This window comes from Mycobacterium sp. M26 (genome assembly GCF_001494595.1).
In the GTDB taxonomy this organism is placed as follows: Bacteria; Actinomycetota; Actinomycetes; order Mycobacteriales; family Mycobacteriaceae; genus Mycobacterium.
The window spans coordinates 3307630-3322711 of record NZ_LN929908.1; the positions used below are offsets into that span (position 1 = coordinate 3307630).

Sequence of the window (15082 nt, forward strand, 5' to 3'; positions counted from 1 at the left end):
GCATCAATCCTCGCGCTGTGGAACGGCCCCTGCGCCGTCGCCGCCAGCGTACCCGCGCGACGCTCGGCACAGGAAGACCACGGTGCGCTCCGACGGCCCCGCCCCGATCCGGGTGATCACCAGCGACAGCGGCACCGCGCCGGCAGGTCGCAGCTTGCGCCGCAACGCGTCGGGGTCCACGTCGACGCCGCGCACCAGGATCTCCAGCGGTCCGCAGTCGTGCTGCGAAAGTGCTTGGCGCAGAATCTTTTCCCGTAGCGGTAGCTCGTCGAGCACCTCGAATCCACGGACTCCGGCGGGTAGCCGATCACCGGTGAGGTAGGCGATGTCGGGGTCCAGCTGCCACAGCCCGTGCCGGGCGCCGTAGTGGCGCACCAGCCCGGCGCGCACCACCGCCCCATCGGGGTCGACGATCCAGCGGCCCGGTGGCCCGGCGGGACAGTCATCGGGGTCGGCGTCGGTGATCTGCTCGCCACGGTCGAGCAGCGACGCGCGCCGTCGTATCCCGGCGACGGCCAGCGGTACCGACCACAGGCAGGCCTCGCGCACCGATCCGCCGGCCGAGGTCACCTCGATCTCGCCGTCGAAGCCGAGGTCGCGCACCGCCTCGAAGTCGATGCCGGGTGCGCATTTCACCACTGTCGCGCGGCCGCGGTAGACGTCGAGGACCTCGTCGAGCGGCGGAGTGTAGGCCCGCGGGTCGAATCGGCGCCGTCCGCCGCTGCGCCGGGCGGGATCGATCAGCACGACGGTGTCGCGGCTGATCGGACGCAGCGCGTCGGCCCGGCAGACCGGCACATCGGGAACGTTGTGGTGGGCCATGGCCAGCCGGACCGGGTCGAGGTCGCTGCCCAGCACGAACGATGCGGTAGCGCGCAGCGCGGCCAGTTCGGTACCCACCGAGCAGGTGGCGTCGTGCACGGCGGCACCGGCGAGCCGGGCGGCGCGGTGGCCGGCCACCGGCGCCGCGGTGGCCTGCTGCAGCGCCTCGTCGGTGAACAACCAGCCCGACACATCGGCCAGCCCGGCCAACTTGGCAGCGGCCTTGCGGCGCAACAGGGTGGTTTCGATGAGGACCGTGGTGCGCTCCCCGAACCGCTGCCGGATGGCCGCGACGTCGGCGACCCGGTCGGTCAGCGGGTAGCCGGCGACCTCCTGCAGGGCGGCACGGCCGGCGTCGCTGGTCAGATAGGCGACATCGGCGGCCGTGAAGGTCAGGACGGTTTGACCCCGGTGATCATCACGTTGTAGTACCAGCCCTTGGGCACCACACGCCGCCACACGTTGTCGTCCACCCAGCTCAGCGTGATCCAGCTGTTGAACGCGAACTTGGCCCAGCCCCAGCCCAGCCGCCCGGGCGGCACGGCGGCCTCCAGGGTGCGCAGCGGCCAGCCCAGCATCGCGGCGGTGAACTCGGTGGTGGCCGTGGACACCTCGCGGGCACCGGCGTTGCGCGCCATCCGCTCGAGGTCTGCGGGGTCGAAGGTGTGCAGGTCCACGACGGCCTCCAAGGCCGCCGCGCGCGAGGACTCGTCGAGTTCGGCCTGCGGCCGGCGCCAGTCGCCCAGCCCGGGCAGCTTGGTGACGTTGGTGGCGACCCGCCAGGTCAGCGTCGACAGCGACCGGGCGTAGGTGTTGCCCACGGTCGTCGGCTCACCGGCGAAGACGAATCGGCCACCCGGCTTGAGCACCCGCACCACCTCGCGCAGCGACTTCTCCACATCGGGGATGTGGTGCAGCACGGCATGCCCGACGACGAGGTCGAAGGTGTTGTCCTCATAGGGGATGCCCTCGGCGTCGGCGACCCGGCCGTCGATGTCCAGGCCCAGGTTCTGGCCGTTGCGGGTGGCGACCTTGACCATGCCCGGCGACAGGTCGGTGACCGACCCCCGGCGCGCCACCCCGGCCTGGATCAGGTTGAGCAGGAAGAACCCGCTGCCGCAGCCCAGTTCCAGGGCGCGGTCGTAGGGCAGCTCACGAAGCTCCTCGGCCGGCACGGTGGCGTCGAAGAGGTCGCGGGCGTAGTCCACGCAACGCTTGTCGTAGGAGATGGACCACTTGTCGTCGTAGGTTTCGGCTTCCCAGTCGTGATACAGGATCTGGGCCAGCTTGCTGTCCTTGAGCGCCGCCTCGACCTGTTCCGCGGTGGCGTGCGGGTTCGGGGCCGGAGCGGGGTCGCCCGCGACATCGGGCGTCGGGGCGGACGCCTCCGGGTCAGTCGTCGTCATGCAGGGCAGCCTAACCGCCCGCGCCCGCGGCGAAGACCTCACCGTAGCGTTGTGCCTGCTCACCGGCATCCAGCCCGCCGTCGATCAGGGCCTTGGCGCCCGCAACGGCGGCTGGCGGGGCGTCGACGAACCGGCCCGCCCAGGCCGCCGCGGCCTCGAACACGTCATCCGGAGCCACCATCTCGTCGACCAGGCCGAGCGCCAGGGCCTCCTTGGCGTCCACGAACCGGCCGCTGAACGCCAACTCCTTGGCGCGGGCCGGGCCGACCGCGCGGGCCAGCCGCTCACATCCCCCGCCGCCAGGGACCAGCCCGGCCAGGATCTCGGTGGCGCCGAACTTGACGTTGTCGCCACTGACCCGCCAGTCGGCGGCGAGCGCGAGACTCAGCCCGCTGCCCAGCGCGTAGCCGGTGATCGCCGCCACCGTCGGCTTAGGGATGGCGGCGACGGCGTCGATGGCCGCCCGGCGGACCCGGTCGGCGGCGACGGCCTCGTCACGGTTGAGGGTGCGCAGTTCCGGGACGTCGTCGCCGGCGGAGAAGATCTCATGGCCGCCGTAGAGCACGACGGTGGCGATGTCGGCGCGCTCGGCCACCTCGGCGGCAGCCGCGGCCAACTCGCGGTAGACCTGCCGGGTCAGCGCGTTGGTGGGTGTGCGGGCCAGCAGCAGCACGCCGACACCGGGATAGTGCTCACCGACGTGGATGCTGACGAACTCGTGCACGGCTCACTCCCCGCCGTAGCCCTGGGGGGCCCGACGGTTGCGTGCCGCGTTGTAGCGGTCACTGTTGAAGAATTCGATCTCCCAGTTACCTTCGCGCACAGCGAGATTCGGCTGAACGACCACGATCTGGCGCTCCAGGGCCAGCACCTCGTCGACGGTGCGCCCGGCCAGCGAGTCCAGCTGGGTCCAGGTCGGGGGCAGCAGGAACGAGCGGCCCTCGGCGAAGTCCTCGATCGCGGCCTGCGGGCTGGTCCACGCCGCGTGGTCGGATTCGGTGTTCTGCCCGTCAGCCCGCTGACCCTGCGGCAGGGCACCGACGAAGAAGTAGGTGTCGTAGCGGCGGGTCCGCTCCTCTTCGGGGGTCACCCAGTTCGCCCACGGCCGCAGCAGGTCGGCCCGCAGCACGAGGTGCTCCCCGCGCAGGAAATCGGAGAACGACAGGCTGCGGTCCACCAGTGCAGCGCGGGCGTGGTGGTAGATCGAGGCGTCGGCGACGATGCCGTCGGGGTCATCAGCCGGTCCGGCGAACAACACTCCGGACTCCTCGAAGGTCTCCCGCGCCGCCGCACACACCAGCGCCTCGGCCAGGTCCTCCTCGATACCGAACCGTTCGGCCCACCAGTCCGGGCCCGGGCCGTACCAGGCGATGTCAGAGTTGCGGTCGCGGTCGTCGACGCCGCCGCCCGGGAACACCATGACCCCGCCGGCGAACTCCATGCCGCGGTGGCGGCGCATGAGAAAGACCTCGACACCGCCCTGCGGGGTGTCCTGGATCAGCATCACCGTCGCCGCCGGCCGTACCGGCAGCGGTTCGGGTTTGTCGGTCATGCACGCCTCCTGTGCGCCGCGCGGGTGCGCACCCGCCGCGCGAAGTACCGGCCGTCGATGGTGTCCAGGGCGATGGATTGCCCGAACGCCGTCGACAGGTTCTCGGCGGTCAGCGTGTCATGCAACAGACCGGCCGCCACCACCTGCCCCTCGGACAGGATCAGGCAGTGGCTGAACCCGGGCGGGATCTCCTCGACATGGTGGGTCACCAGCACCATGGCCGGTGAGTCCGGGTCGGCGGCCAGATCGGCCAGCCGGGCCACCAGTTCCTCGCGCCCACCCAGATCCAGGCCGGCCGCAGGCTCATCGAGCAGCAGCAGTTCCGGGTCGGTCATCAGCGACCGGGCGATCAGCACCCGCTTGCGCTCCCCCTCGGACAGGGTGCCGTAGGTCCGCTCGACCAGGTGCTCGGCGCCAACGCTTTCCAGCATGTCCACGGCCTGGGCGTAGTCGACGTCTTCGTAGGTCTCCCGCCAGCGACCCAGCACCGCGTAGCCGGCCGAGACCACCAGATCGCGCACCACCTCGTCGTCGGGCACCCGCTGGGACAGCGCGGAGCTGCTCAGGCCGACTCGCTGGCGCAGCTCCGACATGTCGACGCGGCCGAGCCGCTCGCCGAGCACATAGGCGGTGCCCGAGGACGGATGCTCCATGGCCGCGGAGATGCGCAGCAGTGAGGTCTTACCGGCGCCGTTGGGTCCGATCACCACCCAGCGTTCGTCGAGTTCGACCTGCCAGGTCACCGGCCCGACCAGGGTGCGCCCGCCGCGGCGCAGCGAAACCTTCCGGAAGTCGATCAGCAGGTCGGGATCGGTGTCTTCTACCTCGGCGTCTGCCCTGTCGACTGGCACCCGCTCATCGTAGTCACGCCGATATCGACCAGCCGTGTGCGCCATTGAGGATCACCCGGTCGGCCACGGCGGCGGTCTGCGCCACCAGTTGCGCGTTGCGTTCGTCGACGCCCTCGACCCAGTCCCGCGCGGCCTGCGGGCTCTTGCCGAACTCGACGTGGCGCGCCACCAGTCGGCTGGTCCGCACGGTCTGATCGGCCGTGACGAACCAGACCCGGTCCATGGCCCGTCTGGGCCGCGCCCACACCGGCTGCTCGAGCAGGAGGTAGTTGCCCTCGGTGACCACGAGCCGGGCCGAGGGTTCCACCACCAGTGCGGCGGCCAGCGGCTGTTCGAGCACCCGGTCGAAGCCGGGTGCGTAGACCTCGGACTCGGTCTCGGTGCGAACCCGTTCGAGCAGATGGGCGTATCCCAGCGCGTCGAAGGTGTCCGGTGCGCCCTTGCGGTCCAGCCGCCCGAGCCGGCGCAGTTGCGCGTCGGCGAGGTGAAAGCCGTCCATCGGCACATGCGCGACCCAGCCCGCGCCCTGCCGGTGTTCGATCCTGGTCAGCAGCTCCTCGACGAGGGTGGATTTCCCGGCTCCGGGGCTGCCGGCGATGCCCAGGATGGCGCGCGGTGCCGCGTTGGCGAGGGCGATGGCGTCATCGGCCAGCCGGTCCAGCACGCCAGCACCGGTCATCCCGCGGCTTTCTCCCTCCGACTCCTCGCGGCCCCATCATGGGCCCGGCCCACGGTGTCACCAAGGACATTGTCGACCCCCGCCGCATCGACGCCGCGCTGGGCTGAGTCCACCGCGGCCCACCCGCTGACCGCCAGCAGCCGCCGCGGAACCAGCCGCAGCACCAGTTGCACCAGCGGCCCGATGCCGAACGCATAGATGACCGTGCCCACCCCGACGCTGCCGCCCAGCAGCCAGCCCAGGCTCAGCACGGTGGCCTCGATACCCGTGCGCACCAGGCGCACCGAAAGCCCGGTCCGCACAACCAGTCCCGTCATCAGGCCGTCCCGCGGGCCCGGCCCCAGACCGGCCCCGACGTACAGCACGGTGGCCACGGCGTTGAGCAGCACCGCGCCGAGCATCAGGGCCACCCGGGCCGGCAGGGACTGCGGTGCCGACAACACCGCCAGACCGGCGTCGACGGTGATCGCGATGACGATCACGTTGGCCACCGTCCCGATGCCGGGCCGGTTGCGCAGCGGGATCCAGGCCAGCAGGACGACGACACCCACCACGGCCGAGGCCGTCCCGATGGTCATCGGCGTGTGCAGGGACAGGCCCTGATGGAAGACGTCCCACGGGTCCAGGCCCAGACCGGCACGGACCATCATCGCCATCGAGAAGCCGTAGCAGCACAGTCCGATCAGCAGGGCCGCGGCGCGGATCGTCGCCGTCATCGATGATCGGCGAACCGCACCCGGATCGCGTCGAGGTCGGCGCGTTGACGGCGAACGTCGGCGTCAACGTCATTCCAATCGTGCGATGGGGCGTTCCACGGTCCGGCGTGCGGGTCGATCAGGGCCGCCAACCGCTCGGCCACCCGCGAAAACCACGTACTCATGTCCACCATGGTTCTGCGCGACTGGCTTGCCAATCAATAGCCAGTTAGCCAATACTGGCCTTGAAATGACGACATCTATGGCCGCTCGGGCGCTCGATCCGGACCTCTTGGCCCGCGAATTGGGCAATTGGCGCACATCCAGTCGCAGCGGGCCCAGCTACCAGGCCCTCGGCGACGGGCTGCGCATGCTGATCGTCGACGGCCGGCTGCCGGTCGGCTCCCGGCTGCCCAGCGAGCGCGCCCTGGCCGACGCGCTGCGGGTCTCCCGCACCACGGTCACCGCGGCCTACACCGACCTGCGTGACACCGGCTATCTGCACGCCCGCCGCGGCGCCAGGGCCACCGTCGCCCTGCCGCACGCCTATCTGCACGCCCGCCGCGGCGCCAGGGCCACCGTCGCCCTGCCGCACGCCCCGGTGGCCGTCCCCGCCGAATCGGCGCCGACCGTGAACCTCGCCGTCGCAGCGCTGGCCGCTCCGGCCAGCGCCGTGCAGGAGGCCTTTCACGAGGCCACCCAGCAGGCGGCCAGCTATCTGCAGCAGACCGGCCACGATCTGCGCGGTGTGCTGGCCCTGCGCTCGGCGATCGCCGAACGGTATTGCGCCCGTGGGCTTCCCACCGATCCCGATCAGATCATGGTGACCAACGGCGCCCAGCACGCCATTGCGCTGATCCTGACCACCTACGCCCAGCCCGGTGACCGGGTGCTCGTCGAGCAGCCGACCTATCACGGTGCCCTGGGCGCGATCTCGACCGCGGGCGCCCGCCCGGTGCCGGTGGCGCTGTCCCCGGACGGCTGGGAACTCGACGCCCTGCACGCCGCCGTCCGCCAGCTTGCCCCGACACTGGCCTACCTGGTGCCCGACAACCACAACCCAACCGGATTATCGATGCCAGCCGCCGACCGAAAGCGGTTGGCGGACATCATTTCTGAGACCCGGACCCGCACCATCATCGACGAGACCATGACCGACGTCTGGCTCGACGAACCGGTGCCGGCTCCACTGGCCGCGTCGATGCGGTCACGCACCGATCTGGTCATCACGGTCGGCTCGCTGTCCAAATCGTTCTGGGCCGGGCTGCGCATCGGCTGGATCCGGGCCGAACCGAGCACGCTGGCGACCATCCGGGCGATCCGGCCGTCCATCGACCTGGGCACCTCGGTGATCGAACAGCTCGCTGCCGCATACCTTCTCACCGAGCGGGCCGCTGACACGCTGCCCGAGCGCAGGGACATCCTGCGGGCCCGCCGCGATCTACTGCTGCGCCTGCTCGATGAACACCTGCCGGAGTGGCGGCCGCTGCCCGGCGGTGGTGGGATGTCGCTGTGGGTAAGGCTGCCGGCGCCGGTCAGTTCGGCGTTGTGCGCCTCGGCGTCCCGGCTCGGTGTGGAACTGCCGCCGGGCCCGCGGTTCGGCGTCGACGGCACCCTGGAGCGTTTCGTCCGGATTCCGTTCACCCTGCCCGAAGAGCACCTGACCGAGGCCGTCACGCTGCTGAGCCGGGCCTGGCGCAGCGTGACCGGGTCGGCCACCCCGGACCCGTCGGCCGTGGTGGTGTAACGGCGCTCAGTCCGCCCGCCGAATCTCGGCGCGTCTATTCGGGCGGAATCTCGACCCGGCGCAGTACGCCGTCGACGGCGTCGGCCGCCTCGATCTCCGCGCGAGTGATCCCGAGGATGAACAGCACGGTGTCCAGATAGGGATGGCTCAGCGAGGTGTCGGCCACCTCGCGCAGGGCGGGTTTGGCGTTGAATGCCACGCCGAGACCGGCCGCGGCCAGCATGTCGATGTCGTTGGCGCCGTCACCGACAGCCACGGTCTGCTCCATCGGAACACCCACCGCCTGCGCGAAATCACGCAATGCCTTGGCCTTGCCCGCGCGGTCGATGACCTGCCCGATCACCCGGCCGGTGAGCGTGCCGTCGACGATCTCCAGTTCGTTGGCGGCCACGAAGTCCAGCATCAGCTCATGCGCCAGCGGCTCGATCACCTGACGGAACCCGCCGGAGACCACACCGCAGTGAAAACCCAAGCGGCGCAGGGTCCGAATGGTGGTGCGCGCACCAGCGGTGAGCTCCAGCTGTTCGGCGACATCGTCGAGCACCGACGCCGGCAGACCAGCCAGGGTGGCCACCCGGGCGTGCAGGGAATCGGCGAAGTCCAGTTCGCCGCGCATCGCCGCCTCGGTGATCTCGGCGACCTTTTCACCGGCACCGGCCCGCTCGGCGAGCATCTCGATGACCTCACCCTGAATCAGGGTGGAGTCGACGTCGAAGACGATGAGGCGCTTGGCCCGACGCTCCAGGCTGTAGTTCTCCACCGCGATGTCGACACCCTGCTCGGCGGCCACCCGGGCCAGCACAGTGCGCAGTTCGCCGCTCACACCCCGCGGCACCGACACCCGCAGTTCCAGGCCGGTCACCGGATAGTCCGACACCCCGCGGATGAAGTCGATGTTGACGCCCAGCGCGGCAGCCTCCCGGGCCACCACCCCGAACGCCGCGGCCGTGATCGGCCTGCCGAGGACCACGATGGTGTGGGTCGAGGGCTCGCCGATGACCGGGACGTCGTCGCTGGGCTCGATGCTGACATCGAGGCCGACGCGGTGGATTGCCTCGGTGACATCGCTGCGCAGCTTCTCGCCGGCGGCCACATCAGGTGAGCCCGAGACCAGGACGCCCAGCGTCAATCGGCCTCGGATCACCACCTGCTCGACGTTGAGGAGCTCAACCTCGTGCTGGGCGAGCACCTCAAACAGCGCCGAGGTAACCCCGGGCTGATCGACACCGGTGACGGTGATCAGCACCGACACCTTGTGTTTGGTCATACCTGGGGCGCGCTACCTTCCGTTCTAGCTGCGGACGTTCTCGTCCAGCCGCGTCACGTCGCCATCAGAGGGACCGTGGGCACGGCCGATGTGCGCCTCAGCGCGCATCCGCTCCACCATATGCGGGTAATGCAGCTCGAAGGCAGGCCGCTCCGAACGAATCCGGGGCAGCTCGGTGAAGTTGTGCCGCGGAGGCGGGCAGGAGGTCGCCCACTCCAGCGAGTTGCCGTAGCCCCACGGATCGTCGACCGTGACGACCTCGCCGTACCGCCAGCTCTTGAAGACGTTCCAGGCGAACGGCAGCACCGAGATGCCAAGGATGAACGCACCGATGGTCGAGACGATGTTCAGCGTCTCGAAGCCGTCGGACGGCAGGTAGTCGGCGTAGCGGCGCGGCATGCCCTCGTCACCGACCCAGTGCTGCACCAGGAAGGTGGTGTGGAAGCCGATGAAGGTCAGCCAGAAGTGCAGCTTGCCCAGCCGCTCGTCGAGCAGGCGTCCGGTCATCTTCGGGAACCAGAAGTAGATGCCGGCGTAGGTGGCGAACACGATGGTGCCGAACAGCACGTAGTGGAAGTGCGCCACCACGAAGTAGCTGTCGCTGACGTGGAAGTCCAGCGGCGGGCTGGCCAGCAGGACGCCGGACAGGCCACCGAGCAGGAAGGTCACCAGGAAGCCGATGGAGAACAGCATCGGCGTCTCGAACGTCAACCGGCCCTTCCACATCGTGCCGATCCAGTTGAAGAACTTGATGCCCGTCGGGACCGCGATCAGGAACGTCATGAACGAGAAGAACGGCAGCAGCACCGCTCCGGTGACGTACATGTGGTGCGCCCACACCGCCACCGACAGCGCGGCGATGGCGATGGTCGCGTAGATCAGGGTGGTGTAGCCGAAGATCGGCTTGCGGGAGAACACCGGGAAGATCTCCGAGACGATGCCGAAGAACGGCAGCGCGATGATGTAGACCTCGGGGTGCCCGAAGAACCAGAACAGATGCTGATAGAGCATCGTGCCGCCGTTGGCCGGGTCGTAGATGTGCGCGCCGAGGTGACGGTCGGCGGCCAGGCCGAACAGCGCGGCGGTCAGCAGCGGGAAGGCGACCAGCACCAGGATCGACGTGACGAAGATGTTCCAGGTGAAGATCGGCATCCGGAACATCGTCATGCCGGGGCAGCGCATGCAGACCACGGTGGTGATCATGTTGACCGCACCGAGGATGGTGCCCAGACCACCGACGGCCAGGCCGAGCACCCACAGGTCACCGCCGGCACCCGGGGAGTGCACCGCATCCGAGAGCGGGGTGTAGGCGGTCCAGCCGAAGTCGGCGGCACCGCCGGGGGTGATGAAGCCGGCCATGGCGATCAGCGCGCCGAACAGGAACAGCCAGAACGACAGTGCGTTCAGTCGCGGGAACGCGACGTCGGGGGCGCCGATCTGCAGCGGCAGCACGAGGTTGGCGAACCCGAACACGATCGGGGTGGCGTAGAACAGCAGCATCGCCGTGCCGTGCATGGTGAACAGCTGGTTGTACTGCTCGTTCGACAGGAACTGCAGACCCGGAACCGCCAACTCGGCCCGGATGAACAGCGCCATCAAGCCGCCCATGAAGAAGAAGGCGAAGCAGACGACGCAGTACATGATGCCGATCAGCTTGTGATCGGTGGTGGTGAGCAGCTTGTAGATCAGGTTGCCCTTGGGGCCCGTACGCGCCGGAAAAGCACGCTTGGCCTCGAGTTCTCCCTGCGAAGGCACAACGGCAGTCAACAGTCCTCCAAAAAATCCGAACCCGGTTAGCACCCCGAGAACCTGGTGTTGATCCTAGACCCACCCGGGCCGCAACGGAGGGTGGGTCCTACATTGCGTCGTAATACCGTCACGACCACGCCGCCCGCAGCTCAGCGGCAGGTTTGCGGCCGGGTGTTACGGTCGGCGGCGTGCGGTTGCGCGGTCTTCCCCCGGGTGCGGTGATGTCGGCTGCGGCGGTCCTTTCGGCCGCCGTCATGACCATCACCAGCGGCTGCTCCGGGTCGTCGGAGGCGCCGTCCGCGGAGGCCACCCGCAGCGTGGTCACCAGCACCACCAAGATCGCCAGCGCCGGCGTGCTGGGCAACCAGCGCAGGCCCGATGAATCCTGCGCCCCCGAGCCGGCCCGCCTGGACCCTGCTCCCCCGCCGCCGGTGCGCCACGCCGCCGGCGAGACCGAGGTGGTCCCCGACCCGCAGCGCATCGTGGTGCTGGCCGGCGACGAACTCGACGCGCTGTGCGCGCTGGGGTTGCAGTCCCGGATTGTGGCGGCGGCATTGCCCGACGGGGCCACCGGCCAGCCGTCCTATCTCGGGACCGTCATTCACGACGTGCCCGGCGCGGGGACCCGCAGTGCACCGGACTTCGCGGCCATCGCGGCGGCCAAACCGGACCTGATCCTGGGCTCAGCGGGGCTGACACCGCAGGCCTACCCGCAGCTGGCGGCGATCGCCCCGACGGTGTTCACCGACGCCCCCGGCGCCCGGTGGCAGGACAACCTGCGCATCGTGGGCGCGGCGACGGGCCGCTACGACGCCACCGGCGACCTGCTGGCCGGTTTCGCCGACCGGGCCCGGCAGGCCGGCGCCGCCAATGACGCCCCGCACTTCCAGGCCTCCATCATCCAGTTCACCGACACCACGATGCGGGTATGGGGCGCGGACAACTTCCCGGCCAGCGTGCTGGCCGATGTCGGCGTGGATCGCCCTGCCGCGCAACGGTTTACCGATAAGCCCTACGTCGAGGTCGGGATCACTGACGCTGACCTGGACCGCTCCCCCGACCTGTCGGCGGCCGACGGTGACATCGTCTACCTGTCGTTCGCCTCACCGGCGGCCAAGGATCGCGCACCCGCGGTGCTCGAGAGCGCGGCATGGCGCAAGCTGTCGGCCAACCGCGACAACCGGGTGTTCGTGGTGAACAACGAAATCTGGCAGACCGGTCAGGGTCTGGTGGCCGCGCGCGGCATCATCGACGATCTGCGTTGGCTCAACGCCCCGATCAACTAGCCCCCCTGCCGCCGAATTTCACGTTTCGCAGGACAAGTGCGAGTGAAGCGGGGCAAAACGTGAAACTCGACGGTCCCCGGGTAACGTTCGAGTCGTGTTCCACGTGCTGACGATCGCCTACGAGAAGCCACTCGACGAAGTCGACCAGACCCGGCCTGCGCATCTGGCCTTCCTCAACGACGAGGTGGAGGCCGGCCGGCTTCTCCTTGCTGGGCGTCTCGAGGACGGCAGCGGCGGTGTGCTGATCACCGGGGACATCAGCACCGAAGCTGCCCAGAGCATCATCGACCGCGACCCCTACACACTGGCAGGCGTAGCCAGCTATCAGCGGTTATCGTTCAACGGCGGGGTTCGCGCAGCCGGGCTGTGAATCCGCTGGGATGGGATTAATCCGCCCGTCCGCCTTGGTTGCTGATAGCGGCCGCATTGTCGCGGACCGCCTAATGACGCTGAAATCGATCAGTGCTGATTTGACATGACGACGCGAGGACACGATGAGCACAGTTACCGCTTATGCAGCAACATCGGCCACCGAGCCGCTGACCAAGACGACCATCACCCGCCGGGACATCGGCGCACATGACGTCCAGTTCGACATCCACTTCGCCGGCATCTGCCACTCCGACATTCACACCGTGCGCGCCGAATGGGGCCAGCCGCGCTACCCCGTGGTGCCCGGCCATGAGATCGCCGGTGTGGTCACCGAAGTCGGCCCCGAAGTCACCAAGTTCAAGGTCGGCGACCGCGTGGGCGTGGGCTGTTTCGTCGACTCCTGCCGGGAGTGCAAGAACTGCAAGGCCGGTCTGGAGCAGTACTGCACCGGCGGCGGCAACGTCGGCACCTACAACGCCATCGGCAAGGACGGCCTGCCCACCTACGGCGGCTACAGCTCCAGCATCGTCGTCGACGAGAACTATGTGCTGCGCATCCCTGACGGTCTCGCCCTGGACGCCGCCGCACCGCTGCTGTGCGCCGGCATCACCACCTACTCACCGCTGCGGCACTGGAATGCCGGGCCCGGCAAGCGAATTGCGGTGGTGGGCCTCGGCGGCCTGGGCCATATGGGCGTCAAGCTCGCCAAGGCGATGGGCGCCGAGGTGACCGTGCTCTCGCAGTCGCTGAAGAAGATGGAAGACGGCCTGCGCCTGGGCGCGGACAACTACTACGCGACCGGGGACCCCGACACCTTCAAGAAGCTGCGCAATTCGTTCGACCTGATCCTCAACACGGTGTCGGCCGATCTCGACTTGCGCCGGTTCCTGGGCTTGCTGGATCTCGACGGCACGTTCGTCGAGCTCGGCCTGCCCGAAAACCCGCTCGTGGTTCCGTCTTTCGCGGTTGTCGGGATGCGGCGCAACCTGTCGGGCTCGGCGATCGGCAGCATCGGCGAAACGCAGGAGATGCTGGACTTCTGCGCTGAGCACGATGTCACGCCCGAGATCGAAGTGATCGAGCCGGACTACATCAACGAGGCGTTTGAGCGCGTGGTCGCCAGCGACGTGCGGTACCGCTTCGTGATCGACACGGCGCCCCTGCGGGAAAGCTAACTCTCGGTATCGCCGAGCTCGACGCCGGCCAGGGGCCAACCGGCGGCCGCCAACTTTGCGGCGACCCGCTGGATGTTCTCCGGGCCGGCGTCGTGGTGGGCCACCCCTTCGATGAACGTCGCGATCTCATCGTGGTCGATCTTGTGGCCGGCCGGTGCGTTAGCTTCGGCTTCGGCGATCGAGCGGACCACTTCCTTAACCTGCTCCTCGGTCAGCGGGGTGTTACGGAGCAGGGCGAGCAGGGGCACCCGGTCCGGGCCGGGGACACCGCTGGGGTAGCCGGCGCGCAGCCAGTTCAGCACCTTCTGGACGAGCGAGGGCGAGGTCACGCTGACAGTGTCGTCGCCGGTGACCCAGCGCGCCAGCACCGGCCGCACAGTTCGGTGGTGATTCACCGTCCGTTCACCGGCTGAGGTTTTACGTGGGCAGGTGGTAGGCGAACGACTTCTGCTGGCGCTGGGTCATCTTCTGGATGCACTGGTGGTGCTTGCGTGCGTGGTAGGCCAGCGGGAAGTACGTCAACCGGTCCGGCAGCACGCGGTAGGCGATCCGAATCGCGGTGTAGCGCCTGGTCAGTTGGCGCTGTTCGCGTTCACTCCAGCTGACACCGAGCTTGTCGCGCAGCCGGGGATCCAGCAGTCCCACGATCGAGAGGTAGTTGAGCCGCAGCAGCGGCAGCAGGGCGCGCCGGATCAGCGGCCGCAGCAGCGCCGGAACGGTGGGCGGCAGGTCGACCTTGCCGGTCTGCAACTCCTCGATGAGCTGGCGAGCTTGGGGGGTGCCCTGCAGGGTGTCGATCATCGACTCGAAGTAGTCGACGAACTCCGCATGGTTCTGCGGGTAGCCCTTCATCGGCACATGCACGATGCGGGCGATCCTCAGGTTGTCGCGCAGCAGTTCCTCTTTCTCAACGTCGGTGAACTCCCGGCCGATCAACAGTGGGCCGGCTTGCGAGTTGATGATGTAGGCGGTGGCGATAACCCATTGGTACGCCTCGACATTCAGCGCACTGATCTGCTTGCCACTGCTCGGGCTCTTCATGGTGATCGGCCTATGCATCGCGCGCACCCGGTCACCTTCCTTGGACGCTTCAGCCCCGCCGTAGATCCAGCGCAGCACCGAGTCGACGGAGCGGATCGCCCGTCCCCCCGGATCCCCATGGAAGGCAGCCGAATAGCGGCCGGTGATCTCGGCGATCACCGGGTGCATCGCCTGCATCATGAACGCCGCGCCGTCGAGGATCAGGAAGGTCCACCGGCCGGTGTGCTCGCCGGTCAGCGAGTCCATCGGCACCAGTTCCAGCGGCTCGTCCGCGCCATCCTGGAGGGGAACGTCGATCTGCGCACCTGCGGTCATTGCCTCGGCCACCTCCTGCTCTGGGCTGTTGACAGAGCAGGCTAATCTGACCATTCGGTCGCGTTCAAGTCGCGTAAGGAGGCGTGTTGCCGTCAGAAAAGCCCAGTTCAAGCGGACGTAAGCCA

16 protein-coding genes are annotated in these 15082 nt (G+C 68.8%); 4 read left to right on the forward strand and 12 right to left on the reverse strand.

The window, feature by feature from the left end:
* Window positions 1-3: 3 nt before the first annotated feature.
* From BN3385_RS25140 to BN3385_RS28405, 8 genes are read right to left on the reverse strand one after another with little or no spacing between them, the layout of a single operon-like run.
* A complete protein-coding gene (locus BN3385_RS25140; protein ID WP_502688115.1) occupies window positions 4-1257 on the reverse strand; it encodes a THUMP-like domain-containing protein in 1254 nt (417 codons plus the stop codon).
* A complete protein-coding gene (locus tag BN3385_RS25145) occupies window positions 1215-2228 on the reverse strand; it encodes a class I SAM-dependent methyltransferase (RefSeq protein WP_059021001.1) in 1014 nt (337 codons plus the stop codon). Before BN3385_RS25145 ends, BN3385_RS25140 begins: the two co-directional genes overlap by 43 nt.
* 10 nt (window positions 2229-2238) lie before the next feature.
* On the reverse strand, window positions 2239-2952 hold the full coding sequence (locus BN3385_RS25150) for an enoyl-CoA hydratase (protein ID WP_059021004.1): 714 nt from the start codon (window positions 2950-2952) through the stop codon (window positions 2239-2241).
* Between the two features lie 3 nt (window positions 2953-2955).
* Window positions 2956-3780: an NUDIX hydrolase gene (locus BN3385_RS25155; protein ID WP_059021006.1), complete on the reverse strand. Its 825-nt coding sequence runs from the start codon at window positions 3778-3780 to the stop codon at window positions 2956-2958.
* Entirely contained in the window at window positions 3777-4631 is an 855-nt protein-coding gene (locus BN3385_RS25160) for an ABC transporter ATP-binding protein (protein WP_059021008.1), read from the reverse strand. Before BN3385_RS25160 ends, BN3385_RS25155 begins: the two co-directional genes overlap by 4 nt.
* Before the next feature lie 13 nt (window positions 4632-4644).
* Window positions 4645-5310, reverse strand: a complete 666-nt coding sequence (locus BN3385_RS25165; RefSeq protein ID WP_059021010.1) for a nucleoside/nucleotide kinase family protein — start codon at window positions 5308-5310, stop codon at window positions 4645-4647.
* The gene (gene yczE / locus BN3385_RS25170; protein WP_059021011.1) at window positions 5307-6026 is read right to left on the reverse strand and encodes a membrane protein YczE; all 720 of its coding nucleotides are present in this window, start codon (window positions 6024-6026) and stop codon (window positions 5307-5309) included. Before yczE ends, BN3385_RS25165 begins: the two co-directional genes overlap by 4 nt.
* Window positions 6023-6190, reverse strand: a complete 168-nt coding sequence (locus tag BN3385_RS28405; RefSeq protein ID WP_156432878.1) for a hypothetical protein — start codon at window positions 6188-6190, stop codon at window positions 6023-6025. The genes yczE and BN3385_RS28405 overlap by 4 nt, the downstream gene beginning before the upstream one ends.
* 65 nt (window positions 6191-6255) lie before the next feature.
* On the opposite strand from BN3385_RS28405, the gene yczR reads away from it, so the two are divergent.
* Entirely contained in the window at window positions 6256-7752 is a 1497-nt protein-coding gene (yczR, locus tag BN3385_RS25175; RefSeq protein ID WP_059021013.1) for a MocR-like transcription factor YczR, read from the forward strand.
* 34 nt (window positions 7753-7786) lie between these two features.
* On the opposite strand, the gene serB is transcribed toward yczR, so the two are convergent.
* Complete coding sequence (serB, locus tag BN3385_RS25180) at window positions 7787-9019, reverse strand: phosphoserine phosphatase SerB (RefSeq protein ID WP_059021015.1); 1233 nt, start codon at window positions 9017-9019, stop codon at window positions 7787-7789.
* Between the two features lie 24 nt (window positions 9020-9043).
* A complete protein-coding gene (gene ctaD, locus BN3385_RS25185) occupies window positions 9044-10786 on the reverse strand; it encodes an aa3-type cytochrome oxidase subunit I (RefSeq protein WP_059021017.1) in 1743 nt (580 codons plus the stop codon).
* Window positions 10787-10989: 203 nt separating this feature from the next.
* Here ctaD and BN3385_RS25190 point away from each other — a divergent pair, with 203 nt between their 5' ends.
* From BN3385_RS25190 to BN3385_RS25200, 3 genes are all read left to right on the forward strand, one after another.
* On the forward strand, window positions 10990-12054 hold the full coding sequence (locus tag BN3385_RS25190; RefSeq protein ID WP_059022407.1) for an iron-siderophore ABC transporter substrate-binding protein: 1065 nt from the start codon (window positions 10990-10992) through the stop codon (window positions 12052-12054).
* Between the two features lie 94 nt (window positions 12055-12148).
* On the forward strand, window positions 12149-12424 hold the full coding sequence (locus BN3385_RS25195; protein WP_059021019.1) for a YciI family protein: 276 nt from the start codon (window positions 12149-12151) through the stop codon (window positions 12422-12424).
* A gap of 124 nt (window positions 12425-12548) precedes the next feature.
* Entirely contained in the window at window positions 12549-13601 is a 1053-nt protein-coding gene (locus BN3385_RS25200) for an NAD(P)-dependent alcohol dehydrogenase (protein WP_059021021.1), read from the forward strand.
* On the opposite strand, the gene BN3385_RS25205 is transcribed toward BN3385_RS25200, so the two are convergent.
* Entirely contained in the window at window positions 13598-13930 is a 333-nt protein-coding gene (locus BN3385_RS25205) for a DUF3349 domain-containing protein (RefSeq protein ID WP_059022408.1), read from the reverse strand. The two genes, BN3385_RS25200 and BN3385_RS25205, sit on opposite strands and share 4 nt — an antisense overlap.
* Before the next feature lie 88 nt (window positions 13931-14018).
* Window positions 14019-14957 carry an oxygenase MpaB family protein gene (locus BN3385_RS25210; protein ID WP_059021023.1) on the reverse strand — a complete coding sequence of 313 codons (939 nt, stop codon included), beginning with the start codon at window positions 14955-14957 and terminating at the stop codon, window positions 14019-14021.
* Window positions 14958-15082: the final 125 nt, after the last annotated feature.